At 43.4% G+C, this 20635-nt stretch carries 22 protein-coding genes; 12 read left to right on the forward strand and 10 right to left on the reverse strand.

From position 1 onward, the window contains the following. Positions 1-2: 2 nt before the first annotated feature. Positions 3-896, reverse strand: a complete 894-nt coding sequence (nlpI, locus tag C7Y69_RS07985; protein ID WP_126872348.1) for a lipoprotein NlpI — start codon at positions 894-896, stop codon at positions 3-5. Positions 897-1024: 128 nt separating this feature from the next. On the opposite strand from nlpI, the gene cdd reads away from it, so the two are divergent. Next, positions 1025-1432: a cytidine deaminase gene (gene cdd, locus C7Y69_RS07990; RefSeq protein WP_126872349.1), complete on the forward strand. Its 408-nt coding sequence runs from the start codon at positions 1025-1027 to the stop codon at positions 1430-1432. A gap of 176 nt (positions 1433-1608) precedes the next feature. On the opposite strand, the gene C7Y69_RS07995 is transcribed toward cdd, so the two are convergent. The 3 genes from C7Y69_RS07995 to C7Y69_RS08005 are packed head-to-tail and all read right to left on the reverse strand — an operon-like array spanning position 1609 to position 3489. Next, entirely contained in the window at positions 1609-2223 is a 615-nt protein-coding gene (locus tag C7Y69_RS07995) for a hypothetical protein (RefSeq protein ID WP_126872350.1), read from the reverse strand. Further along, entirely contained in the window at positions 2220-2786 is a 567-nt protein-coding gene (locus C7Y69_RS08000; RefSeq protein WP_260563453.1) for a sigma-70 family RNA polymerase sigma factor, read from the reverse strand. Before C7Y69_RS08000 ends, C7Y69_RS07995 begins: the two co-directional genes overlap by 4 nt. A 52-nt stretch (positions 2787-2838) precedes the next feature. Continuing rightward, positions 2839-3489 (reverse strand): energy transducer TonB, encoded by a 651-nt coding sequence (locus tag C7Y69_RS08005; RefSeq protein ID WP_126872351.1) that lies wholly within the window; start codon positions 3487-3489, stop codon positions 2839-2841. 390 nt (positions 3490-3879) lie between these two features. Here C7Y69_RS08005 and C7Y69_RS08010 point away from each other — a divergent pair, with 390 nt between their 5' ends. Beyond that, positions 3880-4983 (forward strand): NADH:flavin oxidoreductase, encoded by a 1104-nt coding sequence (locus tag C7Y69_RS08010; protein WP_013783899.1) that lies wholly within the window; start codon positions 3880-3882, stop codon positions 4981-4983. A 217-nt stretch (positions 4984-5200) separates the two neighbouring features. After that, positions 5201-6394 (forward strand): MFS transporter, encoded by a 1194-nt coding sequence (locus C7Y69_RS08015; RefSeq protein ID WP_013783898.1) that lies wholly within the window; start codon positions 5201-5203, stop codon positions 6392-6394. Between the two features lie 146 nt (positions 6395-6540). Here the strand turns inward: C7Y69_RS08015 and C7Y69_RS08020 are convergent, their stop codons facing one another. The 4 genes from C7Y69_RS08020 to C7Y69_RS08035 all read right to left on the reverse strand — a co-directional run bounded on the left by C7Y69_RS08020 (position 6541) and on the right by C7Y69_RS08035 (position 8204). After that, entirely contained in the window at positions 6541-6825 is a 285-nt protein-coding gene (locus C7Y69_RS08020; RefSeq protein ID WP_126872352.1) for a hypothetical protein, read from the reverse strand. Between the two features lie 117 nt (positions 6826-6942). Continuing rightward, the gene (locus C7Y69_RS08025; protein ID WP_013783896.1) at positions 6943-7245 is read right to left on the reverse strand and encodes a hypothetical protein; all 303 of its coding nucleotides are present in this window, start codon (positions 7243-7245) and stop codon (positions 6943-6945) included. Positions 7246-7532: 287 nt separating this feature from the next. Further along, positions 7533-7742 (reverse strand): hypothetical protein, encoded by a 210-nt coding sequence (locus tag C7Y69_RS08030; protein ID WP_126872353.1) that lies wholly within the window; start codon positions 7740-7742, stop codon positions 7533-7535. A gap of 135 nt (positions 7743-7877) precedes the next feature. Continuing rightward, positions 7878-8204 carry a YceK/YidQ family lipoprotein gene (locus C7Y69_RS08035; RefSeq protein WP_013783894.1) on the reverse strand — a complete coding sequence of 109 codons (327 nt, stop codon included), beginning with the start codon at positions 8202-8204 and terminating at the stop codon, positions 7878-7880. A 460-nt stretch (positions 8205-8664) separates the two neighbouring features. Here C7Y69_RS08035 and atpD point away from each other — a divergent pair, with 460 nt between their 5' ends. The 9 genes from atpD to C7Y69_RS08080 all read left to right on the forward strand — a co-directional run bounded on the left by atpD (position 8665) and on the right by C7Y69_RS08080 (position 15647). Continuing rightward, on the forward strand, positions 8665-10074 hold the full coding sequence (atpD, locus tag C7Y69_RS08040) for a F0F1 ATP synthase subunit beta (protein ID WP_041452513.1): 1410 nt from the start codon (positions 8665-8667) through the stop codon (positions 10072-10074). Continuing rightward, complete coding sequence (locus tag C7Y69_RS08045; protein WP_013783892.1) at positions 10064-10453, forward strand: F0F1 ATP synthase subunit epsilon; 390 nt, start codon at positions 10064-10066, stop codon at positions 10451-10453. Before atpD ends, C7Y69_RS08045 begins: the two co-directional genes overlap by 11 nt. A 4-nt stretch (positions 10454-10457) precedes the next feature. Beyond that, a complete protein-coding gene (locus tag C7Y69_RS08050; protein WP_013783891.1) occupies positions 10458-10868 on the forward strand; it encodes an AtpZ/AtpI family protein in 411 nt (136 codons plus the stop codon). A 14-nt stretch (positions 10869-10882) separates the two neighbouring features. Then, positions 10883-11209: an ATP synthase subunit I gene (locus C7Y69_RS08055; protein WP_013783890.1), complete on the forward strand. Its 327-nt coding sequence runs from the start codon at positions 10883-10885 to the stop codon at positions 11207-11209. Continuing rightward, positions 11199-11909 carry a F0F1 ATP synthase subunit A gene (locus C7Y69_RS08060; RefSeq protein WP_126872354.1) on the forward strand — a complete coding sequence of 237 codons (711 nt, stop codon included), beginning with the start codon at positions 11199-11201 and terminating at the stop codon, positions 11907-11909. The genes C7Y69_RS08055 and C7Y69_RS08060 overlap by 11 nt, the downstream gene beginning before the upstream one ends. Continuing rightward, a complete protein-coding gene (locus C7Y69_RS08065; RefSeq protein WP_013783888.1) occupies positions 11909-12187 on the forward strand; it encodes a F0F1 ATP synthase subunit C in 279 nt (92 codons plus the stop codon). Before C7Y69_RS08060 ends, C7Y69_RS08065 begins: the two co-directional genes overlap by 1 nt. A 3-nt stretch (positions 12188-12190) precedes the next feature. Further along, positions 12191-13057 carry a F0F1 ATP synthase subunit B gene (locus tag C7Y69_RS08070; protein WP_126872355.1) on the forward strand — a complete coding sequence of 289 codons (867 nt, stop codon included), beginning with the start codon at positions 12191-12193 and terminating at the stop codon, positions 13055-13057. A 9-nt stretch (positions 13058-13066) separates the two neighbouring features. Then, positions 13067-14635 carry an alternate F1F0 ATPase, F1 subunit alpha gene (locus C7Y69_RS08075; protein WP_013783886.1) on the forward strand — a complete coding sequence of 523 codons (1569 nt, stop codon included), beginning with the start codon at positions 13067-13069 and terminating at the stop codon, positions 14633-14635. Positions 14636-14729: 94 nt separating this feature from the next. Next, the gene (locus C7Y69_RS08080) at positions 14730-15647 is read left to right on the forward strand and encodes a F0F1 ATP synthase subunit gamma (RefSeq protein ID WP_013783885.1); all 918 of its coding nucleotides are present in this window, start codon (positions 14730-14732) and stop codon (positions 15645-15647) included. A 6-nt stretch (positions 15648-15653) separates the two neighbouring features. On the opposite strand, the gene C7Y69_RS08085 is transcribed toward C7Y69_RS08080, so the two are convergent. Further along, positions 15654-17624: a tetratricopeptide repeat-containing sulfotransferase family protein gene (locus tag C7Y69_RS08085; RefSeq protein ID WP_126872356.1), complete on the reverse strand. Its 1971-nt coding sequence runs from the start codon at positions 17622-17624 to the stop codon at positions 15654-15656. Between the two features lie 119 nt (positions 17625-17743). Next, on the reverse strand, positions 17744-20452 hold the full coding sequence (locus C7Y69_RS08090) for a TonB-dependent receptor (RefSeq protein ID WP_126872357.1): 2709 nt from the start codon (positions 20450-20452) through the stop codon (positions 17744-17746). Positions 20453-20635: the final 183 nt, after the last annotated feature.

Genomic DNA, 20635 nt, shown 5'->3' on the forward strand with positions numbered 1-20635 from the left:
TGTTACTCTTCAGCGTCTGACGAACGTTGACGAAGACGGTTAAGCTCCATACGAGCGTAACGATGTTCAACATAATCAAAGACGTTGGTGCTCAGCGCCAACTTAAAATAGTTAGAAGCGATACCATTGTTGCCATCTTGGCTATGGTACTTGCCTAAATAAAAGTACGCTTCACACAGCCTATCGGTTAATGCTTTTTGACTCTTTACACCGTCAAGTAGCGAATTAAGCACTGCGTTTTCATCAACCACGCCTAAAAATAAATCGGTTAGTGTGGTGGCCCAGTGTTCATTATTTAATTCTGGCCGAATAGCCGCTAAATAAGCCTGACCTTCTTCTGGCGATAAATCGTAATGGGCAAAATACGCCCACAAGGCACGAAACGGGTCAGAATTATCCTTTTGTAAAAACCAGCCTAAGTCTTCTATAGCCAATTCCGATCTACCGCCGTAATACAAGGCAATGCCACGGTTTAAAAAGGCGAAGTCATATTCAGGGTTAATTTCCAGCGTAGAATCGAAAGAATCGTAGGCTTGAATAAAATCACTTTGCTGAATGTAATGAATACCCATTGAATTGTAGGCTTCTGCAAAATCAGGCTTAAGGTTAATGGCCTGACTGTAATCAAACTGTGCTAATCCACCTAACCCAACGCTGTCGTATAGCATTCCGCGCTGTAGGTGAAGTTCTGCTTTGTCTTCATCAGACAAGGCGCTGCTACCCAAAATTTGATTGTAACGGGCAATAGCCATTTCAGAGCGAGGATTAACTGGCGCTGGCTCTGCTAACAGTAAATTACCCATTTGTGGTTGGCGAGAAACTTCTGGAGTTTGTGCACAACCGCCTAAAATACCAACAAATATGAAAAAAAAGATGAGACTAACGTTTCGACGCATGGTAAAAAAGCATTCTTAAGTAAGAAAAACATCCCGCGTTACAGATGCGTAAGCGGCTTTATATGCCGCCAACTTTCTCGCATTTAGTGTAAAAAGTAAAGTTATAAGTCGGGAGAATGTAGGTAGTTATGGATAATAAAAAGATAAAAAAGCTAATAGAACAAGCACAAGAAGTTCAACAACACTCGCACTCACCTTATTCTGATTTTAAAGTGGGTGCAGCTGTACTTACCGAGTCAGGTGATATTTTTGCAGGCTGTAATGTCGAAAGTGCCGCTTACCCACTTAGCCAATGTGCTGAAGCCAGCGCCATTGGAAATATGGTTAGCCACGGCCACAAACGCATTCATTCTATTGTGGTGGCGAGTCAAAATGACGAATTTTGCTTTCCTTGCGGAGGCTGTCGACAAAAAATTGCAGAATTTGCCCCAGACGATACCCCTGTGGTGATGGTCACTAAATCGGGTGAAACCCACGAAACCACCATTGGTGAATTACTGCCTAATGCGTTTAGAGCACACGATTTAGGCAAGTAGTAAGGTTTAGGCTTGATATTTAGGGATGAGGTCTTACGTGGTTATTTTACAGTTTATAAACCCGCGTAAGGCTTACGCTTTTCACCCGCGATATTCTATGTTTCTTTCCCCCTTTTTATTTTTATGCATTGCTTAATTCACGCTCAACCCAAGTGCTTTTTAATGACTAGGTCTTATCAGCACATTTTCGGCGCAGCAGAACGAGTAATATTTAAGATCAGTCCATTTTGATTGAAGGCTAATGCTACTTGATCACCAATTTCAATGCCTGTGGCAATACGCTGATGCGCTCTCATACTCGCGACAAGATTATCAGATAGGGTTATTTGCTTTGACGAGCAATCTACTAACGTCCATTGATTATTGATGTTCGTCAGTGTCGCTACGCTTGTTCTTACTGCATTCAACGTGGCCAACTGTTGTTCGTAAGCTCTACTATAAGCCTTATATTTTTTGCTGTAATCGTTACTATCTACATCGGCTATTTCATCGGTAAAACCGTGTACTTCAAATTCAACATCTATAGTGGCAATATCTACAGTATTGCTTACCTGGCTTTTAAAATCATAAATACCTACCAATATCACCAATACAAAAGCGGCCGCACCAAATGCAAACCAGTCTTTATGCCAACCGCCTACAAGTTGCCAAAAGCGTGAGCCTTGCCCAAAACGTGAATATTCATGGTGTTTTGCATTATTTATCACGTTACGTTTTATGCGACTTGGCACTTTGCGTTGGTTTTTACTGTGCTGATATGCCTGATGGAATTGTTCATTTTCGTCGTTCATGATTGTGACTCCAATGCTTTTTTAAGCTTTTCCCTTGCATAACGAAGACGTGTTTTGACTGTCTCATGAGGGACACAACAAATTGTACTTATCTCGTGTACGCTGAACCCTTCTTGCTGCAAGGAAAATGCTTCTTTCTGCTCGAAAGGTAACCGCTTTAATAGTTGGTGAAAGTCCGGTACCTCATCTAACGGATTACTATCAGACACCAAGCTTTCAACCTGATTACAATGGTTACTTTGTTGATATTGTTTTCTAAGTTCATCTAGCAGGGTGTTGCGCCCAAGGGTGAAAAGCCAGCCCAGAAATTTTCCTTCCTGGTGATACAAGTGCTTTTTTTCTATTACCTTTAGCCAGGTTTTTTGGGTTATATCTGCCGCCATATCAGCATTACTCATGACCAGCAAATAGTAATAAAGAGCATTGCTATGTTGATCGTATAAACGAGATAACGCTTTAGGTTCCCCCGTACGCGCATATCGTTCCATTAAGCTTTCATCGCTTAAGGGTGCACTGAACCAATCTTTTACCGATATCAGCAGCCCTGCTCTGGCATAACTCATACGCGCTCCCTTATTCACCTTGAAGAACTAAGTAAAAAACAATCAAAACATACTATTGCCGTGCGGATTCAAAACGAAAATCTAATACAACAAACATATCATGTTGAGCCACTGGCACACCATTTTCTATTTTTGGTTTATATTTCCATTTAGACAAGGCTCTACGTGCTGCACGGTCGAACACTCGCTTGGGCTCGGCGCTAATAATATGAATATCTTGTACCGTACCATTTGAGGCTACCGTAAAACCTAACTTCACCCACCCTTCTATACCATCTCGCAACGCTTCTTGGGGAAAAGAGGGATCTACTCGAAATTGCGGAGAAGCTTGCATATCCTTTTGTCCATTTTGAAAATTAGGATTTATATTTACCGTATTGTTGGTAAATTGAGGGGTAAACTTAAACGTTGTATCGGTGTCATTGGGCGTAGGATCTGCTTTGGGTATTTCCATAGGCGGCTGTGCTACAGGCTTCTCCATGGGTTTTATAGGCGTACGTACAATCACTTTAGGGTCGTCCAACGCCAGTACAACCGGCCCAACAGTTTGATACTCCGACACTTTACCCCCAACCTGATCGTTCTCTATCAATTTAGCCATAACGGCAAACAAAGCAAAGGTGATAACTACACTCATTGCTATATAAATAAGTGGCTTAACGCTGAAGGGGCGAAGTACATCATGTTCTGTAAATGCGTTCATATTGCTCTCCTGTTTTCTTACATAACGAAACAAGATGGCAATAGGGGTGATTTATTTTTACGATTAAATTAAAACTGCATGCGGGCAACCACTGGTATGACCATTCAGATTGATAAATTGACTCTTCGTCATCTGCTAATACTATATTCAGTCTCGTAGACCGGTGAAACCTAAGCAGCGTACGCTTATCATAGAGCTCGTTTTAATAAGCCTGTATCGATGAGCTCGTATCGAAAAGCCAGTATCGATAAGCTCGAATAAAAAGATACGAAAACGATAAAGCGGCCTACTAACGTTTCCCAAATGAATTTTGTTGCGTTGAATGTTCGTTTAAAAGCCTAACGCGTTTTTAAGCACATTTTGCGCACTATATATGGAATATAACTACCCATGACCACTAAAACTCAAGCCTTATTTACCCCTTTCGAACATAAAGGGCTTTCGGTAGACAACAGAATTGTAATGGCACCGATGACGCGTGAATTTTCTCCTGAAGGTATTCCTACCACAGAGGTTGCTGATTACTATCGCCGCCGCGCTGAAGGTGGAACAGGATTAATTATCACAGAAGGCACTACGGTAAACGATCCGGTAGCTAATATGAGCCATCGCATTCCTGTTTTTCACGGTGACAAGGCACTTGCCGGTTGGGAAGAAACGGTAAAGGCCGTGCACAGTGTTGGTGGTAAAATTATGCCTCAGCTTTGGCACGTAGGAATGGCTCGTGTTGCTGAAAAAGCCCCTTTCCCGGAACTGCCTAGTGCAGGGCCTTCAGGCTTATTTAAGCCTGGTAAGCAAGGCGCAGAGCCAATGACTCAACAACATATTGAGTCTGTAATCGGTGCTTTCGCAACCGCTGCGGCAGATGCTAAACGCATTGGTTTTGATGGTATTGAAATTCACGGGGCACACGGCTATTTGATTGACCAGTTTTTCTGGAGCGGCACTAACGAGCGCACCGATGATTGGGGTGGCAGCATGGCGAACCGTGGTCGCTTTGCGGTAGAAATTATTAAAGCGATCCGCGCCGCTACGTCGCCTGACTTCCCCATTGTGCTGCGTTATTCACAATGGAAACAACAAGATTACACAGCGCGCCTCGCGGAAACACCGCAATTACTTGAAGAATTTTTAGCCCCGCTTAGTGATGCAGGTGTAGACATATTCCATTGTTCACAGCGCCGTTACTGGGAAAATGAATTCGAAGGTAGCGATTTAAACCTAGCAGGATGGACGAAAAAGCTTACTGGCAAGCCAACAATTACCGTAGGCTCAGTAGGTCTTAACGATGATTTCTTTGGTGCCTTCACCGGGAAAGGTTCGAACACGCGTGCTATCGATGATTTGATTGAACGTTTAGAAAAAGGCGAGTTTGATTTGGTAGCCGTAGGCCGCGCCCTACTCCAAGATGCCAATTGGGCAAATAAAATCAAAAACAACCAGCTTGATGAATTAGAGGAATTCTCAGGGAAAGCCCTCGCGTCGCTTACATAAGCAGTTATACAAGCTCGTGCATAGGCAGTTCCATAGGCATTTATATTAATGCTTGTGGAACCTTTGCACGTTCACTCAATAAATTCGCTAATGATCTGGCTAACTTGCTTACTAAAATGTTTGCAAACGCACATGGGATTATTTGAGTGGCAACATCCAGAATGGCTGACAACACTACGCTCATCATTGACCGTACAACCAAGCAGTAATCTTCACTATGACACAACCCATGCCGTCTAATAAGTTAGCTAAAAATACACTGCTATTAGCCGCAGCTGCCATTGGATTTGCGCAAACCGTTCTGTTCGCAATTTTAGCACCGCTAGGTAGAGAAATTGGCCTAATAGAAGTGCAAATTGGCGCTATTATTTCTTGCTCATCTCTCACATTATTTTTAATCAGCCCTTTGTGGGGGCGTGCTAGCGATCGCTGGGGTAGACGAATAGTACTCTTAATAGGATTGTTTGGTTATTCTGCGGGTACTTTGGTTTTCGCGGGTGTATTCCAAGCTGCACTATTAGGCCTGCTAGCTCCTTTAGCAGCGCTTGTCTTACTTATCATTACGCGAGTGGGCAATGCCACGGTAATGGCTGCTGTATCGCCTTCAGCAAGTGCCTACATGGCAGATATCACTACGGTAGAAGAGCGAGTAAAGGGGATGGGCGCGCTAGGCGCTGCAACCAATATTGGCTCAATTTTGGGGCCTGCCATTGGTGGGTTGTTGGCCAGTATAAGTTTACTTACGCCGCTTTATTTTTCTGTGGGTGTAACCGTTGCCGTCGCGGTATTAGCCATGTACTCTTTGCCCGTATTGCCTAAGCCTACACATACTTCAGCACCCAAGAAGCTTAAATACACTGATCCTAGAATATTCCCATTAATAGTAGCAGGCGTATTGTTGTTTATGGGCTTTGCCATCGTTCAGCAAACTATAGCCTTTCGGTTTCAAGACACCTTCGGACTAAACAGCACCGATACCGCCAAAATTGTAGGCTTCAGTTTAATGATTTCTGCCGCATCTGCGTTGTTGGTTCAAATGCTGGTTATTCCTCGATTAAAGCTTCGCCCTTTCACCTTATTACGGCTCTCAATGCCCATCATGATGATAGCGTTTGCTATCTTAGCCTCTGGTGAAACTAAACTTCAATTTATGTCAGCCATGTGCGTATTGGGTTTGGGGTTAGGCATAGCGGGGCCAGGGTTTATGGCTGGGGTATCGGTAGCGGTATCATCAGATGAACAAGGTGCGGTAGCAGGCATCGCTGGCGCCTGCCCGCCTTTGGGGTTCGCAGTAGGCCCGCTTTTAGGCTCATATCTTTATGCTATAGATGCCTCACTGCCCTACTGGTTTTCGTTCAGCTGTTATTTATTGGTGTTTTTCTTTACGCTAAAATTTAAAACACGCCATTAAAAAATAGTGAATGCCATTAAGTGGGCTCGCTGCTTGCTGCTATTTGTGAATTATCATGGTGAATTATATTGGTGACTTTCTACTTAAATCGTTTTACTAACGTCTATGTAAGGCTCTCAATAAACTGCAGCGTTGCTAAACAGGCGCTATTTTCTGACCACAATCTCTTCGGCTTCTGTTACCGTTTTTGCGTCGGCCCGTTCAATAACTTTAAGTAATGTAGTTTGAATAGTTTCATCGGTTCTTGCATCAGTCTTGCTGGCAAACTTCTGCTTTTGTGGAGCAACGCCTTCTTCGGCAATAAATCCCATCACTACTTCGTTTGCGCAATCAGGCGTTTCGCCATAATACGTTAAAGTAATTTGTGGGTAGCCTTGAAATCCTTTCTTTACCCTTTTAGCAATGCGTTTTGTCGATTTATCTAAATTCATAATAGCTCTGGTAGGTCATTGTTCTAATGTTCAAAGCATTACATGTAACCTGTTCAATGTCGCAGGTTATTTACTTATAAATACCTAATTCACGGTAACTGGCATAACTGTTGGCTATTAAAAGTGGGTTATTATGAACAAGAAAGCTGATACAACGACGGCAAGACCCACCAATGCACACCATGCATTACTGTGCTGATTACTACTACGGCCACCAAAATTTCGGCCTTCACTTTCCCGTCCGTTCTCACTTTCTGAGCGCCGTAGATTATTTTGTTTTGGGTATCCGCCAAACGTGACCGCTTTGCAAATAGGCCAACCTACCCAATAGCAAACGGTCCAAAAAAACAATTCAATAATTAGGTAACCAGCTGCCCTGAAGAGACCTTTGGCTACTTCCCCTACAATAACTTCTTCCATCATCATTCCCACGTGTATGTGACGCAGTTTGAGCCGCTTATAGATGCTTCTAGGTGAATTGAAAGCGACACGCCCGGTGCAATTAGCTTAAAAGCAGAATAGACAATAACTGCTTTGCTGACAAAGAGTGAGGTGTAACGAGATATGTTGCGTGCCTTTCTAGGTGTAGTCTTTCTAGGCGTAGTCTTTCTAGGCGTAATCTAGAAGCTCAGAAATGGGCGTATAAGTTGGTGCTACTAAATTGCGCTAAACGAAAGCTTTAGCGGGCATGCTTCGTTAATCCAAGGTTATGTTTTTGACGTTTTCACATCGTTTTTTAGTACCAGTACGATTAGCAATATAATTGCTAACGGCGGCACGAGTGCAGAAAAGAACGCTACGACTGCGGTAAGATTAGGCGATCGGGTTTTTCGCTTCCCTAAGTAATAGCCAAGCGCAGCCATGAGTAAAGCAAATACAACAATAACTTGCCCAAACAATGTCGCATTAATATTCATAACAAGCGTTCCATTTTATCATCTTGGTAAAATCAACCTTAGCGGAGGCGATGGACGTCTTACCATCGCCTTTACGTAAAGTTGAATATTTTTACACGAGGAGCTAAACGATAAAGAAGCGAGTGAAAGTGTAGTTTAGTTAACGTTAATGCTGCCTTTATCTATCTGTTGTACTGCGGTGTATGGAATAACAATAGTGTCAGCCACAATAGAAAACGCTGCATCAATAACAAAGAAAGGGACATTCCCAAACGTAGAACCGATATTTTCACGTCGGCTTGGTTCACCGTTTAACAAACATATATTGTATGAAAAACCACTATATACACGAGGTATTTCTTCGCAGTAACTTTTCTTACCTTGATGTTCAATTTGAACATGGTTGTTGTCAGGAGAAATTGTTTTCACAGTCGCACAAGAGCAACACGCTAAAGATAAGATGACGAGAGGTAAAACTTTCATATACTACTAATTCCATTTATTAAGTAAGCATTATCAAACTAATGCTGATTTCATCAAGAGTTTCATTGATCAACGGTTTTATCCATCAACGGTACCATTCATCAGCGATTCCATCCAACAACGGGTCCATTGTTCACCGATACTATTAATCACCGATCACAGTAGCGAACGGTAATGAGGGGTATCATTGCCCGGCCCAATACCCGATTAAGATACCCGACTAAAATTCACGACAAAGGCATGAGCCATACTTATTGTCTTATGTTACCACCGCCTGAAGTTCATACTCAAATTCAATGTAGATTTATATTTGAATGGGTGTGAATTTAAATCAAACATTCAAAATGTTTGATAAAGGTCAAATTGTTCAATAAATAAACGGCGTATTCTATTGGTGTGATAGCATCTTTTATTGAGCGAGCATCAAGTGACACATTCAACCAAAGAACAAATAGATGCGATGCATGTTGGCGTTATTGTGGCGGTAAGAGGGAGTATTGTTGATATCCGTTTTACTAATCAACTGCCAGACATCCACACCATCATTTACGCTAATGACGGTAAAATAACGTTAGAAGTGGCTTCTCAACTCTCGGCAGAAAAAGTACGCACTATTGCGCTAACACCTACCCAGGGTTTAGCTCGCGGTATGGTAGTGAAAAGTTCACAAGGCCCGTTAAAAGTGCCCGTTGGTCCTTCAATACTCACCAGAATGTTCAATGTGTTTGGTGAAGCTATTGATGGCAAACCCTTTATTAATAACACAGAGCGGCGCAGCGTTCATCAATCCCCTCCTCCCCTTGTTAGTATTTCCAGCCAGCTACAGATATTTGAAACCGGCATCAAAATCGTTGATGTTCTGTGTCCGCTTGAGCGAGGCGGAAAAGCGGGTCTATTTGGTGGCGCTGGCGTGGGCAAAACCGTTTTGCTTACCGAAATGATCCACAACATGGTAAGCCACCAACAAGGCGTAAGTATATTTTGCGGTATAGGCGAACGCTGCAGAGAAGGTGAAGAGCTTTATCGCGAGATGAAACAGGCTGGAGTGTTAGACAACATGGTTATGCTATTCGGGCAAATGAACGAACCTCCTGGAAGCCGCTTTAGAATAGGTCACAGCGCGCTAACCATGGCTGAGTACTTTCGTGATGACGAAAAGAAAGATGTGCTATTACTCATCGACAACATATTTCGATTTATTCAAGCGGGTTCTGAAGTGTCTGGCCTAATGGGCCAAATGCCATCACGAATGGGTTACCAACCCACCCTCGGCACTGAATTATCAAGTTTAGAAGAACGTATCGCCAATACACAAAACGGTGCCATTACGTCTATTCAAGCAGTCTATGTACCTGCTGATGACTTTACCGATCCAGCAGCGGTGCATACTTTTTCTCACCTATCAGCAACCTTAGTACTATCACGCAAACGCGCTAGTGAAGGCTTTTATCCTGCCGTCGATCCGTTGCAGTCAAGTTCAAAACTAGCTACGCCTAATGTGGTTGGTGATAGACATTATCAAGTAGCACAACAGGTTCGTCATATTCTCGCCCAGTACAACGAATTAAAAGACATCATTGCCATGTTGGGGTTAGAACAGTTATCTAAAAAAGACCGAAATGTTGTGGCAAGAGCCCGTCGATTAGAGCGCTTTTTTACTCAACCATTTTTCACTACCGAGCAATTTACTGGCATGCAAGGAAAGTTCGTGACTATCGAACAAGCATTAGAAGGTTGCGAACGCATTTTAAGCGGTGAATTTGACGAGCATCCCGAAAGCGCGTTGTACATGATTGGCGATATTAATGACGCGATTAGCGGTCATAAAGCACCTAAAACAGCATCAGATGAGGCACATCATGCAGGTTAATATTCTTTTACCCAATCAAATATTTGCCCAGCTTTCAGGCATCAGCAATCTGATTGTTGAAACCCCTTCAGGAAGTTTTGGCATTCTGCCTCACCGTTTAGATTGTATCACCCCATTGGTGCCCGGAATTTTAACTTATCAATGTAATAACCAAGCGCCTCAATTTGTTGCTATTGATCAAGGGGTGTTAGTGAAAACGGGAAAGCAAGTCTCTATTTCCGTTAGAAGAGCAATAAGTGGGCAATCCCTTGAAACTTTGCAGCAGGCGGTTACCCAAGAATTTATTCATCTGGATGAAGAGCAACAAGCCCTGCGGGCTGTGTTAGCTAAGTTGGAAACCGGGTTTCTTAAACAATTTTCGTCACTGTCTAAGCAGTAGCTTAATGGATAAACCAACTGTCAATGCTAAAAACACTACACCGCGCCGCTCACACAGCATGTCTCATCATGTAAATAAGAAGGTGGCATTAAAGTTACATGCTAAGCGCCATAAACACCCAGGCGTATGGTTTGGGTTGGGATTAATGGGGGTTGTGGGTTGGTCTGTGGCACTTCCCACGCTGTTGGGTATTGCATTAGGCATTTGGCTTGACGCCAGTATTAGTGATTCTCGCGCTTATACGCTTATATTTTTGCTGGCAGGGTTAACGTTAGGCTGCTTTATTGCGTGGAATTGGGTTAGCAAAGAGTATGCAGCAATGCATAGCCCTACCGTCAACATGAAGGCCAACACTAAAGCTCCCACTAAGGCAAACACTGTGCCCAAAACGAAAACAAGTAAAGAAAACGAATAAGGAGCTACTTAGCAATGATACCCATCGACAATTTAAGTTTAACCTCACTTATTTTGCCTTTTCTAATAGGCACAATGCTAGGTTGCTGTTTTTTCTATGCCCTGTGGTTTACCGTAAAAAAAGGCATGAATGCCACGCATCCAGCGCTATGGTTCTTAAGTAGCTTATTGCTACGCATGGGGACGGCAATCAGTGTTTTTTACTGGGTGGGTAATAATGATATTTGGCGTCTATCAGCCTGCTTGGCGGGTTTTGTGATAGGCAGAATATTAATGACTAAAATCACTAATAACGCCAATCCTACCGGCGCAGAGAAAGGAGCGCTACATCATGCACCTTAGCCCGGATGAAATTATTTATTGGCAATATGGCGTAATTAAAATGAGCGCTACGCTTGTTTTTACGTGGGTCATTATGGCGATACTGGTGGTTAGCGCCTATTTTATCACTCGTAACCTCAATAAAAAGAATCACCGCTCACGCTGGCAAAATGCCTTAGAAATAATAGTCATCACCATCAATGACCAAATTTCAGATGCAGGCTTAGATAAGCCGCGACGCTACATGGGGTTTCTGGGCACATTGTTTTTGATCATTGCAATGGCAAATCTACTGACTATTTTCCCTGGATTTGAGCCGCCTAGTAGCTCCTTATCCACCACCCTTGCGCTGGCTTTTTGTGTATTTGTATCTGTGCCTTTTTACGGAATAAAAAACAAAGGGGTGAAACAATATCTACTTTCTTACACGGAACCCACGTATTTCATGTTGCCCTTCAATATTGTAGGCGAGTTGTCACGCACCCTAGCCCTTGCCGTACGCTTGTTTGGAAACATGATGAGTGGCGCCATGATCTTAGCCATTCTACTGGTTATTTCGCCGCTAATTTTTCCTGTTGTTATGTCACTGCTTGGCCTGCTAACCGGTATGGTTCAAGCCTATATCTTTTTTGTATTGGCATCGGTTTACATTGCCGCTGCCAGCACGGTTAGTGCGAAAGCCTCCCTTACCCTAACGCCACCACAACAAAAGGCAGAATAATGGACAGTCTTACGTTAATAGCAATTTGCTCAATTATCACCGCAGGTCTTACCATAGGTATTGGTGTGCTGGGGCCATCGCTTGCAGAAGGAAAAGCAGTTGCCAGTGCGCTAAACGCGCTTGCCCAACAGCCCGATGCGTCCCCCACCATTACCCGTACTTTATTTGTAGGGCTCGCCATGATTGAGTCAACTGCTATCTATTGCTTTGTAGTCTCAATGATTGTGTTATTCAGTAACCCGTTTTGGAATTATTTTATTGCCCAAAATGGAGGCTAAACCATGCCTATCGATTGGTTTACTGTTATTGCACAAATTATCAATTTTTTGATATTAGTGTGGCTGCTTAAGCGCTTTTTATACCGGCCTATTCTTGATGGCATTGATGCCCGTGAACATAAAATTGCTAGTGTTCTATCTAATGCCGAGACCCAAAAGAAACACGCAGAGAACCTTGAAGCTCAATATAAAGAAAAACTAACCAATATAGATGCTGAACGTTCAACCATTATTGAATTAGCCAAAGCAGAAGCACACAAAGCAACCTTAGCCGCCTTACAAGATGCAAAAGCACAAGCAGATGCATTATCAATAAAACGCACCAATGCGCTGAATACTGAAATTCAAATGTTACAAAACGAAGTGATTGATAAAAGCGTGAAAGAAGTGTTTGCCCTTAGTCATAAGGTAATAAGTGAACTCGCAGACCTACAACTTCAAGATAAAATGTTCGACAAGCTTTTATCGCACCTTAAGGCCCTTAACGAAGCGCAACACCATGAGTTATGCCTAGCTATCAAAAAAAACCAAGGGCAAGCCACAGTACGTAGTATCGCCCCTTTATCACAACCACAATGTGAGCACCTAAAAGCATGTTTAGAAGACATACTAACTGACCAACCCTCCCAACGGGCTACGGAACAGACTGGCGGCGATAGCCTGACTATAACCCTCAACTTAGAGGTAGACCCTCAGTTAATTGCGGGTTTAGCACTTAGCTTTGGCGGTTGGAAACTCAGTTGGAGCGCTAATGAATTGTTGAGTGCATTGCAGTACGAGGTAGCGCTGTCTATTGATGCTCAGTATGAAGAAAATCGCGCAAATATGCCCGCCGACAACGAACACCATTCGTTAAGCGCTAACCGTTAAGGTCATAACATGAACGACGCTAACAACAATGCCTTAAAAAAACGCTATCAATATGTGTTCAATCAACTTGAGTATATTCGAGAATCGCATATTCCGGATGTCAGCTTACAAGAGATGGGCACCGTTGAAAGCGTATCCGCTGGCATTGCTATTGTGTCAGGCTTATTCGGGGCTGGCTTTGAAGAATTACTGCTTTTTCCAAACGATATTTACGGTATAGCATTTAATATTGATGAGCATGAGATTGGCGTCATTATGCTAGGTGACTACACTGCGCTGCATGCGGGTGATGAAGTTAAACGCACCGGCCGCGTAATGGATATAGCCGTGGGCAACGGGCTGATAGGCAGAGTTATCGATCCATTAGGCAATGCGCTAGACGCTAAAGGTAATATTGTTACTCGGGAGCGGTTTCCTATTGAACGACCTGCGCCAGACATTATGTCACGTTCCCCTGTTACAGAGCCTTTACAAACCGGGGTAAAAGCATTGGATGCTTTATTACCCATTGGTCGTGGCCAACGTGAATTAATTTTGGGCGACCGTCAAACGGGCAAAACAGCAATAGCTATCGACACTATTTTAAATCAAAAAGACAAAAACGTACTTTGCGTTTATTGCGCCATAGGTCAAAAGTCGGCGTCTGTAGCCAAAACCATCACTACATTACAACGCAACAGTGCCATGGAATACACGGTGGTTATGGTCACAGAAGGAAATGATCCCCCCGGGCTCGATTACATTGCACCTTATGCGGCAACCAGTATTGCTGAGTATTTCACGCAACAAGGTAAAGATGTTCTTATTGTTTACGATGACTTAACGCAGCATGCTCGCTCTTATCGTGAACTATCATTACTCCTTCGCAGACCACCTGGACGAGAAGCCTTTCCTGGAGATATTTTTTATCTGCATTCACGGCTTCTAGAGCGATCCACACACTTAAACGAAGCACTAGGTGGCGGCTCACTCACCGCCCTGCCTATCATTGAAACTGAAGAGCAAAATATGTCGGCTTATATACCGACTAATTTAATCTCTATTACTGATGGGCAAATATACTTATCGCCTACGTTGTTTTCTCTTGGTGTGCTACCCGCAATAGATGTAGGGAAATCGGTATCTCGTGTTGGCGGCAAAGCACAGAAACCAGCGTTTAGAAAGGTTTCAGGTGCCCTAAAGTTAGCGTATGCCCAATTCGAAGAACTAGAAACCTTTGCACGCTTTGGTGCACGACTAGACTCCGATAGTCTTTTGGCTATTGAACACGGGCTACGCATTCGAGCTTGTATGAAACAAGCGGAATCTCATCCCTTTTCAGTAGCCGCACAAATTGCCATTTTACTCGCCCTAACAAAGGGGTTACTTGACACCATTCCACTTAACGTAATTGATAGCGCGCAAGATTCAATCATTGATGGGCTTGGTACGCTAGCCCCAGCATTGTATGAAAAATTAGCGTCAGCACAGCCATTATCCGATGAAGAAAGCGACACTGTAATGACGATGATAAAGACAAAACTGGCAAGTGTGGCATCAACAGCAGATACTAAAACGACAACTGGCACGGAGCGCTGACGTGGGAGCTACTATGGCAGAGCCAATGAGTAAACCAAACTACAGCGCTAGAATGGGCGAGTTAATATGGGCGAGCTAACATGGAAGAGCTAACATGGGAGAGCTAAGCAGCGGTTTACAACGCAAAATTAATAGCGCCACCGACTTGAAATCGGTGGTGAGAACCATGAAGGCCATGGCAGCAGCGAATATTAGCCAGTATGAAACGGCGGTGTCAGCACTTGATGATTATTACAAAACTGTACAGCTCGGATTAGTAGCTTATTTTCATAGTAATCAGATAAATAGCAAAGCAGTAAACTATTCAACAGTGAACAAAACAACGTCTTTAGGCAAGGTAGGGTTCATCGCCATTGGTTCTGATCAGGGACTAGTCGGTAAATTCAACGATGCCTTGGTTTCTCATCTGCTAAACACTATGAAGTCGCTGCCAGGCGAAAAGCGGGTGTGGGCTATTGGTGAACGTATTCAAACTCACTTAAGTAGTTTGAAGATACCTCTAGAGCAGCCATTTGCGCTCCCTAATTCAATTAATGCAGTAACAGGGTTGGTCACTTCATTGCTGCAAGAAATAGAAGCACTACAGCAAACAAATGAACTATGTGCACTACACATTGTATTTAATCGTAGTTTACCCAACGCAAAATACGAGACATGTACTCAGAAGGTATTGCCGCTTGATAGCGAATGGCAACAAAAGCTAACAGTAACGCGTTGGCCTTCCCGCTGTTTACCTCAGTTGCTTACTGATACAAAGAGAACGTTTAGTGCGTTAATTGGCGAGTATTTATTTACTACCTTGTATAAAGCATGCACTGAATCATTGGCCAGTGAAAACGCAAGTAGATTAACGGCCATGCAACGAGCCGAAAAAAACATAGAAGAACTTCAAACCGAACTTTCCCGACAATTTCACCGCCAACGGCAGCAAGGCATTGATGAAGAGCTTTCCGATTTAGTAAGCGGATTTGAAGCCCTGTCGTTTAAGCCAAGTGTGAAAGCCCGGCCATAAAATTCCCTAAGACACGTCCGGTCGCTTTGTTAATGCCACTTTAAGTTCATCTAAGTAGCCTTCAAAAGGCTTCCACTGCTGCATACCCGTTTTATATATAGGCTGGCGTACTTGTTCTGAACTGGGGGTTTTAATTACCCTTTTGGTTTCATAGAAAGACAAACAAGCAGGTTCAAATGGCAAGCCACAATAATCAAGAATACGATGTACCTGACCTTCTAAATCTTCAAGCACATCTTCGTGCTGCACGGTAAGGATGTGGTCGGGCAATACGGTATGCCAGTGGTTCATTAGCTTCTCATAAGCGCAATAATAACGGCCAATATCATCTAATGAATAGCTAAACTCCTGCCCTTCCCCGAATAGCTGCTTAAAGCCACTAAAACAACAATCCATGGGGTCACGTCTAGCATCAATAATCTTTGTGTTGGGCAAAATGCGTTTAATAAGCCCAATATGCACAAAGTTATTCGGCATTTTATCAATAAAGAAAGGAGCTGATTGACGATAAGCCTGGGTTTGCGCCATGTATTTTTCGCCAAGGGCAATGCACGCTTCATCAGATAAATCGGCAAGATTATACGGGTACGTTTTCTTTTGATTACTTAAACTAGAGGCAATGCCTAAAATATCATGTAGCTCCATGGTGCCATCTATCATAGAGTGAGACGCCAAAATTTGCTCTAGCAACGTAGAGCCCGCCCTTGGCAAGCCGACAATAAAAATAGGATCTGGTGCATCACAACCACTAAATTCACTCATTAATTCGGCATCGCAGGCCAATGCTTGCGCTTCAAGTGCCGCTTCTGTGCGGGTAATGTCGAATCGATGCGTGCGCTTTTTAAGGCTGTTACCTTTGGCATAATAGTCAAACGCTTTGTCGGCCTGCTTGGCATCTTCAAAGCCTTTCCCTAGTGCAAAGCAAAGGTGAATTCTGTCGTCTAGCTTTGTCGTTTCTAACGCTTCTTGAAGTTGCATAACCGCCAAGGCGTTATCATCAAATCGATAAGTTTTTGTGTTGGCTAGGCTCCAATACGCATCGCCGAAATCAGGTGCGAACGCGGCGGCTTTTTCATAAGAAGCAATGGCCTCTTTCACGTCTCCCTTCGCTTTTAACGCATGACCCAGGGCTACCCACAGTGCGGGGCGATCTTGTTTATCGGCCAGTAAGCTATGGTAAATACCAATCGCTTCTTCCAACTCACCAACCCCCACTAACGCGTGGGCCAAGCTAACTTTTATGGAAAAGCTTTCTGGCTGTTGCGCTAAGCGTGCTTGTGCAACTTTAGCGGCTTGCGGAAATTTACCTAGTTTTGCCAGTAGCCCTTGATAAGCCGCTTGGGCTTTATCGTTTTCAGGGTAAAGTGCAACACAGCTTTCTAGTAAAAATTCAGCGTCGTGATACACCTTTAGCTGCACGCCTAACTCTGCCAGTAGCATCATGGCTTCAGGGTGATGTTTGTTTTTGGCTAAAAACTGACGACAGACCTGCTCTGCTTTATGCAATTGACCTTCGTGCATAAGGTCGTGTGCGCCAAGCAAGGGTTTGGGCAAGCTTTGCAGGAAACTGATGTGCTGCTGCGCTAATAGAAGGGCTTGGGGTTGATTGTCACGCTTGTATATCGCTTCAAGTTGCTGCCATGCAGCTAATAACGCTGGATTAAAACGGGTTGCTTGATAAAAAGCATTGGCGGCTTCGCTGTGGGCATTGTCACGAACATAGCAGTAGCCCAACTCTTGAAAGCCTCTACCATAATCAGGGAACAAACCGACTAACTGTGAAAGCGTAGTAATAGCATTTTTGATATTTCCGGATAGTCGGTACGCCACTGCCATGACATACATGGCTTCGCGGGTTGCATCTTCGCTGGGTTTAGCATCAAGAAACTGCTTACTCTGCGCAATAACATGCTGATGATTAGACTGCATCAAACTTTGTTTTAACGCAGAAAGGGTTTGTTGTTCTTGTGAATTCATAAATACAGCATGCCTAAAAACATAAAAAAACGGCATACCCTAAGGAATGCCGTTTTAGGTAGGTGTAACATGTTACATCAAACTCAAATTACACCAAAGTCAGATTACACCCAATGGGCTTAGTAGTAATCGTAAGAGAAACGAACACCAATAGTGCGTGGACGATTCGTTACTACCTTAGGTGTAAACTGCTGAGTATCAATATTTAATATCGCGCTTTCATCAAACACGTTATCAACATAAAGCTCGGCTTTCCAAACATCGTTAGTCACACCAACGGCTAGGTTAGCTAGCATGTAAGACTCTTGTACGTAACGGCCACCTTCAAATACGTCACCGTTAGAGTCGGCATAGGTTACCCCTTCGTAAACATCAGCATGCTTTTCAATTTTAAGGCCAGAACCTGTGCCGTAAATAAGTTGCGTTGCATCTTCCATTACGTAAGCGTCCATTACCATGCCAGCATAACGGTCACCCGTGTAGCTTACAGAGCCGTTAACATAACCACGCTTGTCACCTTCTAGCTCGAAGAAATAACGCGCGTTAATGTTACCCGAGAAGCCTGCAGAGTAAGGCAGTTCAGAACCTACACCCGCGGCAATACCTTCAAGCTCAGAATTTACGCTAGTTAATTCAGTACTTAGCAAACTGAATGCAGCGTTAATGACTAAATCGTCTGTGGCTAACCACGTAATATCAGCATCTAAACCTTGAATCTCTGCATCACCAACGTTGTCGGTAAAGACTAAGAAAGAGATGTTAGTTGGGTCGAAACGTGACGTTTGTAAATCAGTAATTTCAGAGTAATACGCTGTAGCGTTTACACGCAGAATACCGTCTAAGAAGTCACCCTTCACACCTAGCTCGTAGTTATCGAGGGTATCTGTGGTTGAATACACTGGAATACGGAAGTTTTCAAATGCGCCACTTTGGTTTTTCGCCAAACCACCACCAACACGGTTAGTTACTGGCGGACGGAAACCTTCTGAATAGTTAGCAAACAATAGAACATCATCGTTTACCTTCCAATCTAATGAGAACTTGAAGATAGTATCGTCAACGGTAAGTACACCATCGCTACCTAACAAATCAGTTTCTAGCTGGCCACTGGCAATAGCAGCATTTACTGCATCTGGATCTAAACCAACTGCGGCTAACTCATCTGGGTCAAGTGAACCAAAGGCTTGTACACGACGGGTTACATCTACTGTTGTAGTAGAACCTGTGTACTTATCATCAATTTGATACCAACGGGCACCAACACTCGCGGTTAGTGAATCAGTAATGTCGTATTCAAACTGACCAAATACGGCAATTTGTTCAACGGTATGAGTAATATCGTTAACAAAGCTGATTTCAGATGGGAACGGTCCGCCATCGCTATTAATGCCATCAGTACCTACTAGGGTTTTTTGTAGGTTATTGAAGCCGTATTGTGTTAGCTCACCATCGGTATTGGCAATTTTGAACTGCCCTACTGTTGCTACTTCTTGGTCATCATAGAACAAACCAGCTGTTACACGCCAAGGCGTATCCATGGTAGTTACAAAACGAAGCTCGTGAGTTGAACGCGTTGTCGTTGTGTCTTCTCTAAAATACTTAGTAGGATCTAGACAGCGCTGATCTTCAGCTTCAACACCCGACTCATAGTGGTTACACACGTAATACGCGGCGAAAGCACCACCATTGGTGTAGCCTGTGTAATCAGCTAATGTATCGATTTCACGATCTAAATAACCACCTGTGTACACAAGGTCTAGTTTTTCTAAACGACCTTCTAGTGTCCACGTCGTTAAGCCGAACTCATCTTTGTTTTCTTCTTGAGCAAAACGAATAGCTGAACTTTCGCCTTCTAGAGTTGGGTCGTAAGCAAATACACCTTCTGTATCTAACGTTTGTTGGGTGTGCTGAACTAGCAAATCCCAATCATCGTTAAATTCATACAACAAACCAAAACGAGCACCTGTGTACAACGCATCGTTGAAGTCATCTTCTACTAATGCATCATTCTGAGGCGATACTACAGAGGCTTCTTCATTCGAGTTAACGCCAGGGCTAGTTACACGATTAGCGTCCATAGCAACAGGATCGGCAAGTGGGCCACCAGAAATACGGTCGATAACTACCGCACTGCCAATGTATCCACCTTCACCTGGCACGTTCATTACGTTATCAATCCAGCCGCCCTGCTTATCGTTATACGCCGCAACGCGGAAACCAAGCTTATCGGTAAGTGGCATATTGAAGTAAGCCGTTACCGAGTTACTCATTTCACCGCCTTTGGTGAAACCAATGTTGGTATCAAAACCAGCACCAAAACTGTTTAAATCGGGTTTATTCGTGATCAAACGAATTGTACCTGCCTGAGAGCTTGCACCGAACAAAGTACCTTGTGGCCCAGGTAACACTTCAACACGCGCAACATCAGTGGCGTAAACGTCTAGGTTACGGCCAGCCATGGATACCGGTTGTTCATCTACATAGAAAGCAACAGACGGCTGTAATGCTTGAACTGAAGATAACATGATGTTTGATTGGGTAGTTGCCGCGCCACGAATATAAATTTCGTTTTGGCCCGGGCCTGTGCCCTGAAACACTACGTTCGGAAGGAATTCAACGTAGTCTTGAAAATTATCAATGCCTAAATTTTCGAGTGCTTTTCCACTAAGTGCAGTAACGGCGACAGGTACATTTTGGATAGATTCGGCGCGTTTAGTGGCAGTAACTTCTATGGTTTCGAGTTTCGCTGGCGCTTCAGATTCTTGAGCGAGCAACGGTGTAGATGCCAATGCAGCGACAATTGCACAGCTAAGCTGAGTTTTACGCATAATGTGTGTTTTCCCTATTAGGTGATTTTTTATTCTTTGAGCTGTGTTTACTTAAAACACTTATCAAAAATAACTTATCTATTAACCCACAATCCAAGATTAATTTCTACTCTAACTATTATTTATTCACTTATACTTTAGTTATCCCCCGTTCTATAACGTGTAATTATAAAAGCGCCAATC

The organism is Alteromonas sp. KS69 (assembly GCF_003989595.1).
Lineage (GTDB): Bacteria > Pseudomonadota > Gammaproteobacteria > Enterobacterales > Alteromonadaceae > Alteromonas > Alteromonas naphthalenivorans.